General features: G+C 54.5%; 13 protein-coding genes. 10 read left to right on the forward strand and 3 right to left on the reverse strand.

Annotation, left to right across the window (positions count from 1 at the left end; all coding sequences use genetic code 11):
• The first annotated feature begins 57 nt into the window (after nt 1-57).
• Nucleotides 58-918 (forward strand): TIGR01459 family HAD-type hydrolase, encoded by an 861-nt coding sequence (locus tag PUV47_RS15515; RefSeq protein ID WP_274219492.1) that lies wholly within the window; start codon nt 58-60, stop codon nt 916-918.
• 77 nt (nt 919-995) lie between these two features.
• On the opposite strand, the gene PUV47_RS15520 is transcribed toward PUV47_RS15515, so the two are convergent.
• Together PUV47_RS15520 and PUV47_RS15525 are read right to left on the reverse strand one after the other, a co-directional pair.
• A complete protein-coding gene (locus PUV47_RS15520; protein WP_274219493.1) occupies nt 996-1,769 on the reverse strand; it encodes a protein phosphatase CheZ in 774 nt (257 codons plus the stop codon).
• 142 nt (nt 1,770-1,911) lie between these two features.
• Entirely contained in the window at nt 1,912-2,295 is a 384-nt protein-coding gene (locus tag PUV47_RS15525) for a response regulator (protein ID WP_028482492.1), read from the reverse strand.
• A 285-nt stretch (nt 2,296-2,580) separates the two neighbouring features.
• Here PUV47_RS15525 and PUV47_RS15530 point away from each other — a divergent pair, with 285 nt between their 5' ends.
• The 9 genes from PUV47_RS15530 to PUV47_RS15570 all read left to right on the forward strand — a co-directional run bounded on the left by PUV47_RS15530 (nt 2,581) and on the right by PUV47_RS15570 (nt 14,029).
• On the forward strand, nt 2,581-3,036 hold the full coding sequence (locus PUV47_RS15530; RefSeq protein WP_274219494.1) for a MaoC family dehydratase: 456 nt from the start codon (nt 2,581-2,583) through the stop codon (nt 3,034-3,036).
• Between the two features lie 136 nt (nt 3,037-3,172).
• Nucleotides 3,173-4,180, forward strand: a complete 1,008-nt coding sequence (locus tag PUV47_RS15535; RefSeq protein WP_274219495.1) for a bifunctional riboflavin kinase/FAD synthetase — start codon at nt 3,173-3,175, stop codon at nt 4,178-4,180.
• Between the two features lie 17 nt (nt 4,181-4,197).
• On the forward strand, nt 4,198-5,169 hold the full coding sequence (locus PUV47_RS15540; RefSeq protein WP_274219496.1) for a DMT family transporter: 972 nt from the start codon (nt 4,198-4,200) through the stop codon (nt 5,167-5,169).
• Nucleotides 5,170-5,351: 182 nt separating this feature from the next.
• On the forward strand, nt 5,352-6,296 hold the full coding sequence (locus PUV47_RS15545; RefSeq protein ID WP_274219497.1) for a DMT family transporter: 945 nt from the start codon (nt 5,352-5,354) through the stop codon (nt 6,294-6,296).
• Between the two features lie 367 nt (nt 6,297-6,663).
• On the forward strand, nt 6,664-9,588 hold the full coding sequence (gene ileS, locus PUV47_RS15550) for an isoleucine--tRNA ligase (protein WP_274219498.1): 2,925 nt from the start codon (nt 6,664-6,666) through the stop codon (nt 9,586-9,588).
• An 81-nt stretch (nt 9,589-9,669) separates the two neighbouring features.
• The gene (gene lspA, locus PUV47_RS15555; RefSeq protein WP_274219499.1) at nt 9,670-10,134 is read left to right on the forward strand and encodes a signal peptidase II; all 465 of its coding nucleotides are present in this window, start codon (nt 9,670-9,672) and stop codon (nt 10,132-10,134) included.
• Nucleotides 10,135-10,396: 262 nt separating this feature from the next.
• On the forward strand, nt 10,397-11,062 hold the full coding sequence (locus tag PUV47_RS15560; RefSeq protein ID WP_274219500.1) for a hypothetical protein: 666 nt from the start codon (nt 10,397-10,399) through the stop codon (nt 11,060-11,062).
• Nucleotides 11,063-11,236: 174 nt separating this feature from the next.
• Nucleotides 11,237-12,652 carry a M16 family metallopeptidase gene (locus PUV47_RS15565; RefSeq protein WP_274219501.1) on the forward strand — a complete coding sequence of 472 codons (1,416 nt, stop codon included), beginning with the start codon at nt 11,237-11,239 and terminating at the stop codon, nt 12,650-12,652.
• A 12-nt stretch (nt 12,653-12,664) separates the two neighbouring features.
• Nucleotides 12,665-14,029 (forward strand): M16 family metallopeptidase, encoded by a 1,365-nt coding sequence (locus PUV47_RS15570; RefSeq protein WP_274219502.1) that lies wholly within the window; start codon nt 12,665-12,667, stop codon nt 14,027-14,029.
• A 50-nt stretch (nt 14,030-14,079) separates the two neighbouring features.
• Here PUV47_RS15570 and PUV47_RS15575 read toward each other — a convergent pair whose 3' ends face one another.
• A complete protein-coding gene (locus PUV47_RS15575; protein WP_337994506.1) occupies nt 14,080-15,402 on the reverse strand; it encodes an EAL domain-containing protein in 1,323 nt (440 codons plus the stop codon).
• Between the last annotated feature and the right edge of the window lie 411 nt (nt 15,403-15,813).

Consider the following 15,813-nt stretch of genomic DNA (forward strand, 5'->3'; position numbering starts at 1 on the left):
TTCGGGATATCTCAAAAAAGTTCAAGTCCAGATGACGTCTGGCTCAGGAGCGTGTACATGTCCCCAATCCCTTTGATTAACGGTTTCTCCGAGATCTGTGAAGCGTATGACGGCGTTCTTTGCGATGTGTGGGGCGTTCTGCACAACGGACAGCGGCCACGTCGCGGGGTGGTTGAAGCGCTGACCCGATATCGGGAGGAAAAGGGCGGCAAAGTGGTGCTGATTACCAACGCACCGCGCCCGGACAAGCACATTGCGGAGCACCTGGCTGAAATGGGTATTCCGGACAGCGTTTATGACGACATCACAAGCTCAGGCGATGTGGTCCGCCAGCACCTGATCGACAGCGCGCCGAAGAAAGTGTTTCACATTGGCCGCGACGACAACCTCGCCCACTATACCGATCTGCCAATAACCTTCACGGAACAGGACGAAGCTGAGCTGATCCTTTGCACGAGTCTCTACGACCGGCGCGTGGAAGAGCCTGAGCACTACCGCCCTCTGTTTGAAGAGCTGTTAAAGTCCGAGCTGCCCTTTTTGTGCGCCAACCCGGATGTGGTTGCCGAGCAGGGAGACACGCTGGTGTGGTGCGCAGGCGCTCTGGCACAGCTTTACAGCCAAATGGGCGGCACCTCGATCATCATGGGCAAACCTTATGCCCCAATCTATGATCTTGCCAAGCGCAAGCTGAATGCGGTGGCGGGCAAGCAAATCGCGCAGGATCGCATTCTGGCCATTGGCGACGGCATGCCAACGGACATCAAGGGCGCCAATGCTCAAAATCTGGATGTGCTGTTTGTGAGCCTCGGTATCCATGCAGAGGAACTGGGTGAGGAGCACTCGGCTGATGATGTGATGGAGCTGCTTGGCAACAGCGGCTTGACAGCCAAGGCCGCCATACCGCGCTTGGTGTGGTGAGGCTTCCACAGTGAGCTGAAACGAACAACGGCGCCAAAGGGCGCCGATTTTCGTCTATCAAAATGATCGATGAACCTTTAGGGAAAGAGCTTGTCGATATCGTCCTGACTGGTTCCATCAGTAGATTTTTCTGTCGCCCCTGACGCATCCCCATTCAGCAGGGCGTCAATGTCATCCTGCGAAACCCCCTCACCCTCGTGCTGAGGTCCATGAAGAATGAGCTCTCGGGCGCGGCGCTCTTCCGCGGTTTCTTCAATGAGGTGCTCTTCCTGTTCAGCGGCAAGACGCATTTCCTCAATGAACTTGGACACACGCTGCTCAATGAAGTTGAGTGTGCTCACCACCTTCGAAATGCGCTGACCGGTTATGTCCTGAAATGCGCAAGCTTCAAAGATGTCCATGACCTGCTTGGTCACCAGCTCTTGATAGGCGTCATGGTCGGACGGGTCGGCGGCCATGATTGATTCCGCCGCCTCCATGATGGAGTTGGTTGCCTCTTCTGTAGAAGTGACAATAGCGTCCAATTCGCGGCCGGCTTCGGGAATGCGATTATGCTTCATGTCGGAAACACGAAGGCGGCCGATTTCGTCCTTCATCCGCTTGATTTCGGTACTGATCGCCGAAAATTCATTGGTGATGGACGGTCTGGATGTATGGACGGCCTCTCTGATGGAGGATGCCATGATTTCCGCCAAATGGATCACGTCATTTAGCGTGATCTCGGCATTGCGCATCCGTGTATCTTCCAGAAAATTGATTACACTTTGCACATCGGCTTTTTTTAGTGCCATGCCACTGGTTCCCGGTATTGCAGCGCTCATCAGGACGCACGTGTCCTGTTCTGTTTCCATCCTTCCCCACCCACATGGGATCAAAGATGGTTGCAGCACAGCTGTGTCATCTTAAAGTCACCGCGGCTAGGTCACGCATCAACCGCGCCACTACGCCGGCGCGTGACCTCTCATTTAAACCACTTGTGAAACGAGAGGTCGCCTATTCGGCGAACACTGCCTCGATCTTGCCTTTCAAGGTCTGAGCGTTAAACGGCTTAACGATGTAGTTGTTCACGCCAGCCTTTTTGGCCGCGATCACGTTCTCAGTCTTGGATTCGGCAGTTACCATGATGAATGGCGTTTTGCTCAGATTTGCGTCTTGACGCACCTGCTTGAGCAACTCGTAGCCGGTTACTGGCTCCATGTTCCAGTCAGAAATCACCAGGCCATACCGACGCTGCTTCATCTTTTCAAATGCTTCAGCTCCATCCGCCGCATCATCGATATCGCTGAAGCCAAGCTGCTTCAGCAAGTTACGGATGATCCGAATCATGGTCTTGTAATCATCAACAACCAAAATTGGCATCTGAAGATCAAGTGCCATGTATCTCTCCATGTTGTCAGCTGGGCCTGCTTGCCCGTCGCACTACCACTCGGCTAGTCGGCGGTGCAGCTCTGGTCCTTCTACGTAGGTTCTACGTAATTTCAAGGACAGATCCGCCGACCTGCTCTCTTGTCAACTATCACCCGCCTCTGAAGGTTAGGTTAATATTACAATTGCAGCCATTCCACGGTTTAAAGCAATTGCAGTTTATTAACAGGCGGCGTAAGGTACTCATGCTGCACTGCAACATATTGCATTTCCCCAACCGAACCCAGAGGTTCCCCGATGCTAAATCTACGCGCTTTGTCCTTCGAGGATTTGTATGTCGGCATGTCAGAGGAGCTGGTAAAAACCGTTAGCTCACAAGACATTGTCGGATTTGCTCAGGTCTCAGGTGATCGTAATCCTATTCATCTATCTCAACATTTTGCGGCCAAAACCCCATTTAAAACGCGTATTGCGCATGGGCTTTACACCGCGAGCCTTATCTCAGCCATACTTGGCACACGCCTTCCGGGGCCCGGTGCTATTTATTTATCTCAAACTCTAAATTTTAAGGCACCTGTCCACATTGGAGATGAGATTCACGTGGTCGTGACCGTAGCTGAGCTCATCGAAAAGGGGCACCGGGCGCGACTCAATTGTACCTGTACAGTTGGCGATACTGTGGTGCTCGAGGGCGAAGCGCTTGTAAAAGTGCCGCTTGCGGAACACACCCCGGAAAAGCATGAGGACCACTAGGGCCTCGATTCCGGTTCTTGATGGTCTGGACTTGCTCTTTTGAGAGCATCTTGGCATTTGGTGATGCTTGACGGATGAACGCCCATCCGTCATGTGTCGCCAGTAACAAACATTGTAGAACCGGGACCCGTTCTTCATGAATGATGCGCTCGCAACGTCGAAGCCCTTTCATCACATTACAGACCTCAACGCCTTTCCGCAGGGCCTGAAGGGTGGCGTAGTCGCCATAGGAAATTTTGATGGCGTACACCGAGGCCACCGGTCCGTGCTGCAAATGGCGTTGGATGAAGCCGCGCGGCGTGGGGTACCAGCCTTGGTGATGACCTTTGAGCCGCATCCTCGAACATTCTTCAAGCCATCCGCACCTGTTTTCCGGCTAACGCCAAGTCACGCGAAGGCCGAGATACTGAAATCGCTCGGCTTTGATGGCATGATTGAGCTGCCTTTCACCCAGGAATTTGCCAGTATGAGTGCAGATGCGTTTGTATCCGACATTCTGGTGGACGCGCTTGGCATCAGCGAAAGCATTACCGGATACGACTTCCACTTCGGCAAGGCCCGTCAGGGAACACCGGAATTTTTGCGCTCTGCGGGCGAGGCCAATGGCTTTTCCGTTCGCATTGTAAGTGCGCAGGAAGATGAAGGCGGCGAGGCTATTTCCTCTTCTCGCGTGCGCGCGGCTCTAGCGGAAGGTGACCTGGCGCTTGCCAATGGTCTGCTTGGTTATCGCTACTTTGCTGAGGCTGTAGTTCAACACGGGGCCAAGCGCGGACGAGAACTGGGCTATCCGACTGCCAACCTGCCTCTTGCGGAAAACTCAGAGCTCAAACAAGGCATTTACGCGGTTCAGGTCAAAATCGACGGAAAGATCCATCCGGGTGTCGCTTCGTTTGGCCGCCGTCCCACCTTCGATGATGGTGCCCCGCTTTGCGAGGTGCATGTCTTTGACTTTTCCGGCGACCTTTATGGCCAGACGCTAACCGTCTACTTCATTGGTTTCATTCGCTCCGAAATGAAGTTTGATGGAGTAGATGCGCTCATTGCGCAAATGCACAAGGACAGTGCTGAGGCACGCGCCATGATTGAAAGCATGCGCACCCTCTCTGATCTGGATACAACGCTTCATTTCCAAGACACCCCCTAGCCCTCTCAGGAAACCCGATGGCCGCAAACCAATCCCACAATCAGCAGGCAGGCCATCTGAATCCGTCCCTTGAGGGGGTGTTGCTCATGCTGGCTGGGCTCTTTGTCCTTTCTGTCTCAGACGGCATGGTGAAGTATCTTGCACAAACTTTCTCGCCGTTGACCATTGCAGCCTGCCGATTTTCCATGCAGGTGTTGATCGTATGGGCCATCGCCTCTTTCAAGGGGTCTGACCTGCGCGGTCTGATCAAAGAATTTTCCTGGCCGCAAGTCCTTCGGGGCGTGTTTCTTGTGCTGGCCTCCTTGCAGATAATCGTTGCTTTCAAGGTGATGCCACTCACAGACGTGATTGCAATTTTCTTCATTCAACCCATGGTGCTGACCATCCTTTCAGCGGTGGTTCTGAAGGAAGACGTTGGACCAAGGCGCTGGATCGCTGTTCTGATGGGGTTTGTGGGCATTATGGTCATTGTTCGTCCCGGCTCTGGCATCTTTGGCGCCTATGCGCTGCTGCCAATTGGAGCGGCCACGTGTTTTGCGCTCTACCTGATGGTGACACGCAAGCTCTCCGGGCAAGCATCCCTGATGGGCGCGCAGTTTGTCATTGGCGTCACCGGGTCTGTCATCGTGATCCCCCTTTTGATCTTGGGTTCGCTTTTTGGGATAACAGAAACTCCGATACTCTCCAGCGCCGCCGGCATTGAAGAACTCTGGCTACCACTCACGCTTCTCGGCTTGCTGGCTTTCGTTGGCATGTTTGGTCAGGGCCTGATTATCACGGCTTTCGAGCGGGCTCCGGCTTCATTGCTGGCGCCGCTCAACTATGCCGAGATCATTTCTGCATCGCTGATCGGCTACGTTTTCTTCAACGAAGTCCCAGATGCCATGGTGTGGCTCGGCGTTTCCATCCTTGTCGCCAGCGGCATTTATCTGGCGCACCGTGAACGCGCCGCTGCAAACGCCGCTCGCAGAGCACTTGATAAGTCATAGCAGATCAGATCCCCCAAACGCACAGCTCCTTTTCGGGGCACCAGCTCTGATATTTCAACAGAGCTGCTATGCGCTTTTCTTCTTCTCTTGCTTTCACCGTGGATCTTAGGCACATGCTAAGGCATTGCTGAGTTCATGCAGTGCTGTCTAAGAAGGGTGCTGTATCACTTTCAGGTTGCCCCATGACACTTTCAAGTTCCGCTCCTGCAAAGGGGGCACCGACCGCGTCTGCATTTACAGGCATGCTGCTGATGACTGGGGGCATGATGATCCTGCCTGCCATGGATGGCACGGCCAAATATCTGGCACACTATGTCTCCCCCGTTCAGGTGTCCTTCATACGCTTCTTGTTGCAGGGGGTGTTTGCGCTGGCCATCGCTCTGATCATGGGCCGCAGCTTCGGTTCCATGATGAAAGAGTTTGACCGCGGCCAAATGCTGCGCGGATTGTTCCTTGCGATTGGTTCCTTGTTTTTTTTCAGCGCCGTTAAATACATGCCGCTTGCTGATGCCATCGCGATCTTTTTTGTTCAGCCCATGATCCTGACCATGCTCTCTGCCGTGTTCTTAAAAGAACAGGTTGGCGTTCGCCGCTGGTCAGCGGTGGGCATTGGCCTGATTGGTGCGCTGATCATCATAAGACCGGGGTCAAATGCCATTGGCCTTTACTCCCTCTTACCGCTGATCGCAGCAACCTCTTTTGCCATCTACCTGATGTTGACCCGCAAGTTGTCGGGCACAGCCAGCCTGCTTGGCACGCAGTTCACAACCGGTTTTACAGGTGCCTTTGTCCTTGGCCCGCTGGTCCTTGTCTCAACACTGTTCGGCTTTGAGCCGGCAGCGTGGACCACGCCTGCCTTGGAACTTGTACCGCTGTTCCTGCTTGTCGGCGCAATTTCACTGGTATCCCATGGGCTCATTGTGATGGCCTTTGAACGGGCCCCCGCCTCCGTGCTTGCCCCGCTCAACTATGTTGAGATTGTAAGCGCGACCCTGATTGGCTTCATTGTCTTTGGGGATGTCCCAGAACCAATTGTTTGGTGCGGTGTCGCGCTGATCGCTGGCGGAGGCATTTACATTGCGCACCGAGAGCGGGTGACCGCAAATCGGGAAGCGGGTAAGCAGTAGCTCGGATTAGCGATCCTGTAGTTGATGTTTCCTTGGCAAGCCTTTGAGATCTGCGATGGAGGAAATCTTTGGCTTGGGGAAGTCAGCCCTTTATTCTGGCCAAAATCACTGCTAAATGCTCTGGTCATGTTGCGTGAACTGGTAAATCACATGAGTTCCTGTCTGCCCATTGATGTTGGAGCCGCATTTCGAATTATCGGCCCGGCCTTCCGTGGCTGCGCTTACTGACGCGCCCAGAAGGACCGGGACACAATGGGCTCAACGCACTTTCCATGCGACAGCCCTTCTCTATGAGTTGATGCGCGAGCACTGCGCATTACTGCCCAATTGCTAGAGGGCTTGAAGCCCTGAACTGCGGATCCTAAAGATGACCGAGACCGTGAGCCGAGACTATTCCGAGACGCTCAATCTACCTAAAACCGATTTCCCAATGCGTGCCGGGCTGCCAAAGAATGAGCCCAATATTCTGAAGCGCTGGGAAGATCAGGACCTTTACCGCGTGATGCGTCAGCAATCCGCTGGCAAGCCAAAATTTCTGCTTCACGATGGCCCTCCTTATGCAAACGGCAACATCCACATCGGCCACTCCCTGAACAAGGTGCTAAAGGACATCGTTACCCGCTCCATGCAGATGCAGGGCTACGATTCCAACTACGTGCCTGGCTGGGACTGTCACGGCCTTCCAATTGAATGGAAGATCGAAGAGCAGTACCGCAAAAAGGGCAAGAACAAAGACGCTGTCCCAATCAACGAGTTCCGCAAGGAATGCCGCGATTTCGCAGCCAAGTGGATTGACGTGCAGCGCGAAGAGTTCAAGCGCCTTGGCATTGAGGGTGACTGGGACAATCCATACCTGACCATGAACTTCGACAGTGAAGCGGTGATCGCCGAAGAACTGATGAAGTTCGCCATGTCCGGTCAGCTTTATCGTGGCTCCAAGCCGGTCATGTGGTCCATCGTAGAAAAGACCGCACTTGCAGAAGCTGAGGTTGAGTACCAGGACCACGAATCTCACACCATCTGGGTTCGTTTCCCGGTGCTTACCGGGGATGACGCGCTGGTTGGCAAGAGCGTGGTAATCTGGACCACAACGCCATGGACGATCCCAGCAAACCGCGCAATCTCCTTCTCCAAGGCGATTGAGTATGGCCTTTACAAGGTCACCGAGGCTGCGGAAGACAACTGGGCCAAAGTCGGCGATGAACTGATCATCGCTGACAAGTTGGCTGAGGACGTGTTCAAGTCCGCCCGCGTCGCGGCGTTTGAGCGTGTTTCTGATGTTGACCCATCCAAGATCGAATATTGCGGCCATCCATTCCGCGGCGTTGACGGCACCGATGGGTACTTCGACTTTTTCGTGCCAGTTCTGGCGGGCGACCATGTTACGGACGACGCCGGTACGGGCTTCGTGCACACAGCACCAGGTCACGGCGCGGAGGACTTTCAGATGTTCCTCGACAACCGTGAAGCCTTTGCCAAGGCTGGTACGGAGCAGGTTCCGCTGACCGTTCAGGAAGATGGCTCTTATTACCCGCATGTGCCGCTGTTCCAGGGCGAATACATCCTGAACCGCAAGGGCGGTGAAGGCTCCACCAACAAGGCTGTGATTGCAAAGCTGACGGACATTGGCGCTCTGATCGCAAGAGGTAAGGTAAAGCACTCCTATCCGCATTCTTGGCGCTCCAAGGCTCCACTGATCTTCCGCAACACACCTCAGTGGTTTGTCTACATGGACAAGAAGCTGGAAAGTGAAACGGACACATTGCGCGGCCGCGCCCTGAAGGCGATTTCCGAGACCCGCTTTGTGCCTGCAAGTGGCCAAAACCGCATTCACAACATGATCGAGACGCGCCCGGACTGGGTATTGTCTCGTCAGCGTGCATGGGGCGTGCCCATCTCCATCTTCGTCAACAAGGCGACCGGCGACGTTCTCAAAGACGAAGCAGTGAACGCCCGCATCAGCGCGGCTTTCCGCGAAGAAGGTGCCGATGCATGGTTTGCAGAAGGCGCAAAGGAGCGTTTCCTCGGTAACGAGTACAACGCGGAAGAGTTCGAGAAGGTTGACGACATTCTTGATGTTTGGTTCGATTCCGGCTCCACCCATGCCTTCTGCATGGAGCGCCGCGAAGACCTGAACCCAAACCGCAAGGGACTGGGCGGTGAAGACTATGTTCTTTACCTCGAAGGCACAGACCAACACCGCGGTTGGTTCCACTCTTCCCTGCTTGAAAGCTGCGGCACTCGAGGCCACGCACCTTATGACGCGGTTTTGACCCATGGTTTCACCATGGATGAACATGGCCGCAAGATGTCCAAGTCTCTGGGCAACACCGTCGCCCCTCAGGATGTGATCAAGCAGTACGGCGCAGATATCCTGCGTCTTTGGGTTGGTTCTGTTGACTATGCTGAAGATCAACGCATCGGCCCTGCGATCATCAAGACCAACGTGGACGCCTACCGCAAGCTGCGCAACACCCTGCGCTTCATGCTGGGCTCACTTGCTCACTTCAAAGGCGAGGAAATTGCGGTTACGGACATGCCGGAACTGGAACAACTAATGCTGCACCGTCTGGCCGAGCTGGACACCGTGGTTCGCGATGCCTACCACGCTTTTGATTTCAAACGTGTGTTCTCTGTGCTGTTCAACTTTATGACTGTTGAGCTTTCCGCGTTCTATTTCGATGTCCGCAAGGATACGCTTTACTGTGACCCGATCTCTTCGGTAAAGCGCAAGGGCTCGCTCTATGTCATCGAACAGCTGTTCCGTCATCTTGTGACCTGGATGGCACCAATTCTGCCATTCACCACTGAAGAGTGCTGGGGCTATCGCTACGGTCAGGATGCACAGTCCGTGCACCTGCAGCAGTTCCCTGCAGTTCCGGCGGCATGGCGCAATGATGAGCTGGCCTCTAAATGGGTCAAGGTACGCAAGGTTCGCCGCGTGATCACGGGTGCGCTTGAAATCGAACGCCGTGAAAAGCGCATTGGCTCCTCTTTGGAAGCACATCCGGTGGTTCACATCACCGATGCAGAGCTGCTTTCTTCCTTGGAGGGTCTGGATCTTGCTGAGATCTCCATTACATCTCAGCTAACCGTTTCAACTGAAGCCGCACCAGCGGACGCTTTCACCTTGGAAGACGTTGCAGGTGTTGGCGTGGTTCCGGGTCTTGCAGTGGGACAGAAATGCGCCCGTTCCTGGAAGATCCTGCCGGAAGTTGGCACGGATGCAGATTATCCTGAGCTGACATTGCGCGACGCTCAGGCAATGCGTGAGTTGGAAGGTGCTGCGTAACGCAGCACTTTTTCATCCTCGCAAAAGCACTTGAGGGATAGAGCTCTGAAAGACCGATTCTTATGGGGACGCTTTAGTTCCTTGATCGCGACACTTGCAGTTATCGGCCTGGTCCTAGATCAGGCCGTTAAGATATGGGTCGTCCACATCTATCGGATGGCTGAAAACCCGCCCATCTCCCTGTTGCCGTTTCTCGACATCATCTTGGTTTGGAACCGGGGCGTCTCCTATGGTTTGTTTCAGCAGGACAGCGACTTTGGCCGCTGGGCACTTGCGATTTTCACGGTACTGGCCTCCGTGTTCATTTGGATTTGGGGTGCCAAAACAAAGGATAAGCTGCTCGCGGTGAGCCTTGGCCTCATTCTTGCCGGGGCGCTTGGCAACGGCGTTGACCGCATCTACTACGGGATGGTGGTGGATTACGTGCATTTCCACGTGGGCACTTTTTCTTGGTACGTCTTCAACATTGCGGACGTTTTCATTGTATTCGGCGCCATTGGCCTCATCTATGACAGCTTTTTCGTAAAGAAATCCGAGAAGTCATAGCCCTAATGCTGCCTCAAAATGTGGTATACATGATACCAGAGGTATTCAGGGCAATCAGTTTTATCGGAAGAGCGCTTGACGTCGTGCAAGAGTCTGGTGCATGCCTTTGTGAACTATTTCAGTGCGCTGTGGGTTTTGGGGCACTTGAACGGTCGGGCACCGTTGCTGCAATCAGGGATTTTTAAAAGTGCAGAACACAACGAGACAATTCATTCTTCGAAGCTCTGTTCTGTGCGCCATCGGGCTGGGACTCGCCGGCTGCATGAGCGCCGACAACTTCAGCGATGGAACGGAAGATCCAGATGCAGGTTTGAGCGGCATCATTCAGAAGACGCTCATCGGCACGAGCGGTAGTTCAGCACCAATTGAATATAAGGAGCGCGGTTCTCTGGTGATGCCACCAAACATGGAGAACCTGCCGACCCCTGAGCAGATCAACCTGACCGCACAGGCAGAAAACTGGCCTGAAGATCGTCGCGCAGCGGAAATCGCTAAGCTGCGTGAGTTCTACAAGACCGGTGACGACGGCCGACTGACGCCAGAGCAGATGCAAGGCCACCTCGCCTTGCGTGAGCAGTATGGCGATCCAAGGCAGCGCAAAGAGCGCGACTATGCGGCAGAGCGCCGAGAGGAAGAGCTTCTGGATGGTGAAAAACTCACTCCGGAAGAAATGCGCGCCCTTCACGAGCGCTACCGCTCCGCCAAGGGCGAAAAAGTTGCTGAGACAACAAACTACTGCATTGAAAACCCAGAAGAGTGTAAGCCACAGCGCCGGTACCTGACCGAGCCGCCACTTGCTTACAGCACTCCAGCTGAGGGTTTCGAAGTGGTTGCGCCTGAAATCGACCAAGGCGAAGAAATTCGCGCCCGCCGCGAGAAAGACGCGATCGAGTCTGGCAAACCGATAGATCTGAGCCGTTACGACTGACCACTTACGGCTTATCAAGTTTTATTGAGGCGTGGAGCATGCTCCGCGCCTTTTTTATGTGCCAGTTTCCCGAAGGCGTAACAAGATTACGAAAATTTCACGGTGCCTAAACGGGTTTTCGGTCTATATCGAAGGCATGCAGTGAATTGCAGAAACAATGAAGGAGACCCTTTCGTGGTTGGCACTCGTAAAGCAATAAAAACCGCTGCCCTCCTCATCCTTTCACTCGGATTAGCCATGCCGGCCTCGGCAGAGCCCGTTCAGTTGCTGAATGCGAAGGATTTCAGCGAAATTCGCATTGGGGGCGATGTCTTTGAAAGCGAATTGGAAAACGGCATGAAGGTTGTCGTTGTTCCAGATCATCGCGCACCCGTCGTGACCCATATGGTGTGGTACAAGGTCGGCGCGGCAGATGAGCCACCGGGCGAGTCTGGCATTGCTCATTTTCTTGAACACCTGATGTTCAAAGGCACCAAGAATGCGCCCGAGGGAGAGTTCTCCCGCGTGATCTCTGAGGTCGGTGGGCGCGAAAACGCTTTTACCTCCCAAGATTACACCGCCTATTTCCAACGCGTGGCCAAAGAGCATCTAGAAACCATGATGCGCTATGAGGCGGACCGTATGGAAAATCTCGTCCTGACCGACGAGCAAGTTGCGCCTGAGAGAGATGTGGTCTTGCAAGAACGTGCGCAGCGTACCGACCGTCGCCCGAGCGCCCGCCTTGGAGAAACTCTTGACCAGATGCTCTACCCCAACCACCCCTATGGTGTTCCGGTTATCGGCTGGGAGAGCGAAATCAAGCAGCTCAACCTTGAGGACGCAATCGCGTTCTACGACAGGTATTACACGCCAAACAACGCCATATTAATCGTGGCTGGCGATGTTAGCCCAGAAGAAGTGATGGGCGCTGCGGAACGGACTTACGGCAAAGTAGCGCGCCGAGCCGAACCCGGCGAACGTGTCAGACCTGCAGTTCAGATCCTCCCGGGCAACCGAACCGTTACGATGGAAGACCCTCAGGTCGCTCAACCAACGCTTCAAGAGGCGTGGCTAGTACCGAGTTACAACTCCGACACCGAAGCTGAGGCGGCGGCAATTGATGTGCTCGCTGACATTTTGGGCGGAGGCACCAACAGCCGCCTTTACAGGAAGCTTGCGGTTGAAGACCAGCTTGCCACTGAGGTGGGGAGTTACTATCGATCTACCGCTTTGGATTCCGGTGAGTTTCGCATCTATGGCATCCCGAAGGATCCTGCCAATTTTGAGCTGTTGGAACGCGAGATCCGGGCAGTGATTGCAGACTTGATTACCAACGGCGTGACTGAAGAGGAAGTGGCACGCAGTCAGCGTTCCATGCTCGCTTCAACCATCTACGCTCAAGATGATCAGGGAACCATGGCCCGTATTTTCGGGACAGCCCTGACGACTGGCTCAAGCGTTGCAGAAGTTCAGGAATGGCCTCAATCAATCGCCGCTGTGACACCTGAAGACGTGCAGCGTGTGGCCGCGAAGTATCTGGAAGGCCCATCCATTCGCGCTTATCTGCTGCCGCCACAGCGCGAGACAGCAGAAAACACCGTGACCCAGTAGACCGGAGATCCCATGTATCACAACAGCAAAAATGTATGGAAGTCTCTGCGCGCAGGTGCGGTTGGGACGATCGTTGGCCTTGGTTTCCTTGCAGGCGTGTCAGCAACACCTGCTGCGGCCATTGAGATTCAGGAAGTCGAAAGCCCCGGCGGGATCAAGGCATGGCTTGTAGAGGACTATACAGTTCCGATCATTGCTATGGATTTCGCCTTTGAGGGCGGCACTTCGCAAGACCCCGAGGACAAGCTTGGTCTGACCTCCCTCCTTACCACAATGCTGGATGAGGGTGCCGGAGAGATGGACTCGCAGGCATTTCAGCAAAAGCTGGAAGACCTGACCATGGAACTGTCGTTCTCGGCGGGCCGAGATTACTTTTATGGGTCTTACAAGACGCTTGCGGCAAACAAAGACGAGACCAGTGCCCTCGTCCATGCCGCACTGACAAGCCCTCGATTTGACCAGCAGCCTCTTGAACGGATGAAGGCTAAGGCTCTTGCTGGAATTGAGCGCTCTCTAAAGCGCCCGGACTCCGTAGCCGGACTGGCCTTTTCCAAAGCCCTGTTCCCTGACCATCCTTACGGCTGGCCCAGCAGCGGTACCTTGGAAACAGTGACAACTCTGACAGCAGATGATCTTGCGGACCAGCACAAAAAGATCTTTGCCCGTGATGGTCTGACCGTGGGCGTTGTTGGGGCCATCAGTGCAGAAGACCTTGCACCGCTTCTAGACAAGGTGTTCGGTGGCTTGCCTGAGACTGGCAATCTGACGACCATTGAGGATGTGGGGCCCCAAACCGGCGTTGTCGAGCACATTGCTTTTGACACCCCGCAAACCTCCATCATGTTCGCGCTGCCGGGCTTGAAGCGCAGCGACCCTGACTTCGTAAATGCCTTTATCGCCAATCACATAATGGGCGGCGGCACGTTTTCCTCTTGGCTTTATGAAGAAATCCGGGAAAAGCGCGGCCTTGCGTATGGGGTTGGCTCATATCTGGTACCACGCCAGCATACCGCTCTTTGGATGGGCTCAACGGGTACCGCAGGCGACAAGGCACCCCTCGCTGTCGATCTGATCAAACAGCAGTTGGTGCGTCTTGCGGAAGAAGGACCAACAGAGGATGAGCTGAGCAAGGCCAAGGCATTCCTCACCGGCTCCTATGCGCTGCGTTTCGACAGTTCCAGCGCCATCGCAAACCAGTTGGTTGGAATTCAGACCGAGGAGCTAGGCATCGACTACATCAACACGCGCAACGACTTGATCAACGAAGTTACGCTTGACGATGTAAAGGCTGTCTCGAAAAAGCTTCTGAGTGGGGTTGAGCCCGCCATTGTGACCGTTGGTCCCTTCGGCGATGAGGCAAACGCAGCGGGCCAGTAAGCGCCTCTTTTTGACGAACTGAACAATGCCAGACCGGGTAACTTTCTGCGTTATCCGGCCTGAGCGCGTTTTATAGGGCGTGGATTTGGCGCCCCCTGCAAAATGTCTGCTCGCACAGGACGAGGCGGCGAAAACAGGAAGCCTTGAGCGCAGCGGATGTCCATATCCAGCAGCTCGGTCACTTCACCCTCTTGCTCCACATGGTCCGCGATCAGCTCGATGCCATAACGCTGCAACAAGCTGCCGAAGTCTGCTGGGTGGATATTGCCTTGGGCCAAACTGTCATCCCGTTGCAGCAAGCGCGCCGCGTTGAGTTTGGCAAAGCGGAACCCCTTGTCCGCAAGCCCACGGAAGTCCATGCGAAGGTCCGTGATCTGGTCCACGGAAAAACGGAAACCAAGATCAGCCAGCGCGGCAAGGCTCTCGTTCTCAAGGAGACCCATGGACGCAACATGCGCCTGAGAAAACTCAAAGATCAGCAGGTCAGAGTAGCTCTCGTTGGCACGTACAAACTCTAGGAAGCCGGGGAAGAAGTCCTCATCCACCAAGGTTGCTGGCGAAAGATTGCAGAAAAGACCGGCCTCTCGGCTGCGTGAGGATAGGCGCTTCAAAATCTGCAAGGAGCGGAACAGCAGCAGGTTGTCGATGGCAGGCATCTGACCAGTGCGTTCTGCCTCTGCAAGAAACTCGACAGGTTCCAGTGTTTCGCCATCCAGACGGCGCAGGCGACTTAAAGCTTCGTAGTAGCGAACCCTGCGCTGCGGCAGCGTCACGATGGGTTGCAGATACAGATCAACGCGGCCAGCATCCAGCGCGGCGCTGATTTCTGCCGCCATGGCGGGATCCGGGCGTGGAATACGCGGGTCTGGTCGGCGAGGAGCGGATTGTACTGCTTCCGGAGCAGGTTGAGACTGCGCAGCTTGGGCTTGGGCGTGCACCTGTGCTTCGGCAACCGCTTCCGCAACACCACCTCCAGCCATTGCTGGCTGCTGCTGATAGGCTGCAGGCTGTGGCTGAACTGCTGCCGGATGTTGAGCAATCTGGGCCTGCGCATTTGGCAAGGCCTGTTGCGCGGGATAGGCGCCAGCCAATGCCGCTGTTGCTGCCGATTGATCTTCAACACGCGTCTCGATGTCGGCCATGGCTTCCGCCATCTGCTTTACCAGCGTGCCGATCACCTCCACCTCAGCAAACAACGGGTCGATTTCCTGACGGGTGCGGTGTGGCAGGTTTGTCTCCATACCGCTCATGCGACCTTCGAGGTTAACCACATCATCATCAATTTCTGAAAGGCGGTCTTCCAGTCGCTCAACCGTATCAGCGATATCGTCTTTCTCTTGCGTGCGAGACATGACCAGATGAATGACCATCATGGTGCACATCAAGGCCAGAGATACCGCAGCAGCCTCCCCAAAAGGACGCTGAAATTGGAATACCAGGACCAGTCCACATGAGACGGCCACAATCATCATGCATCCAAAAATAAAGAGTGTCGCTGACCTGGTCATACCGTTTTTTAATACCCTGCGTCGAATCGCGCCCAATGTGCAGGGATTTTGCCGCATTTGCACGACACGTTCGAATCCCAAGCGCTTTAATTGGGGGGAAAACCAGCGTTGTCCCCCGTAACATCCCTAGTATTTCAAGGTTTAAAATTTAACGGGGAAAGCTGACGGAGAGTTCATCACTTTTTTTCCGCAATTTTGCGTAAATTTCATCTACTTAAATGATAAAGACATAAAATGTGGTGATGATGCACAGGGTGGTTTAGGATCGCTGCAAGT

This window comes from Pseudovibrio exalbescens (genome assembly GCF_028737195.1).
Lineage (GTDB): Bacteria > Pseudomonadota > Alphaproteobacteria > Rhizobiales > Stappiaceae > Pseudovibrio > Pseudovibrio zosterae.

Coding starts and splice junctions, on each gene's coding strand:
- ileS (WP_274219498.1), top strand. CDS start 6,664: ATGACCGAGACCGTGAGCCGAGACTATTCCGAGACGCTCAATCTACCT.
- PUV47_RS15535 (WP_274219495.1), top strand. CDS start 3,173: ATGAATGATGCGCTCGCAACGTCGAAGCCCTTTCATCACATTACAGAC.
- PUV47_RS15540 (WP_274219496.1), top strand. CDS start 4,198: ATGGCCGCAAACCAATCCCACAATCAGCAGGCAGGCCATCTGAATCCG.
- PUV47_RS15545 (WP_274219497.1), top strand. CDS start 5,352: ATGACACTTTCAAGTTCCGCTCCTGCAAAGGGGGCACCGACCGCGTCT.
- PUV47_RS15560 (WP_274219500.1), top strand. CDS start 10,397: ATGAGCGCCGACAACTTCAGCGATGGAACGGAAGATCCAGATGCAGGT.
- PUV47_RS15570 (WP_274219502.1), top strand. CDS start 12,665: ATGTATCACAACAGCAAAAATGTATGGAAGTCTCTGCGCGCAGGTGCG.
- PUV47_RS15530 (WP_274219494.1), top strand. CDS start 2,581: ATGCTAAATCTACGCGCTTTGTCCTTCGAGGATTTGTATGTCGGCATG.
- PUV47_RS15520 (WP_274219493.1), bottom strand. CDS start 1,769: ATGGAAACAGAACAGGACACGTGCGTCCTGATGAGCGCTGCAATACCG.
- PUV47_RS15575 (WP_337994506.1), bottom strand. CDS start 15,402: ATGATGGTCATTCATCTGGTCATGTCTCGCACGCAAGAGAAAGACGAT.
- PUV47_RS15515 (WP_274219492.1), top strand. CDS start 58: ATGTCCCCAATCCCTTTGATTAACGGTTTCTCCGAGATCTGTGAAGCG.
- PUV47_RS15525 (WP_028482492.1), bottom strand. CDS start 2,295: ATGGCACTTGATCTTCAGATGCCAATTTTGGTTGTTGATGATTACAAG.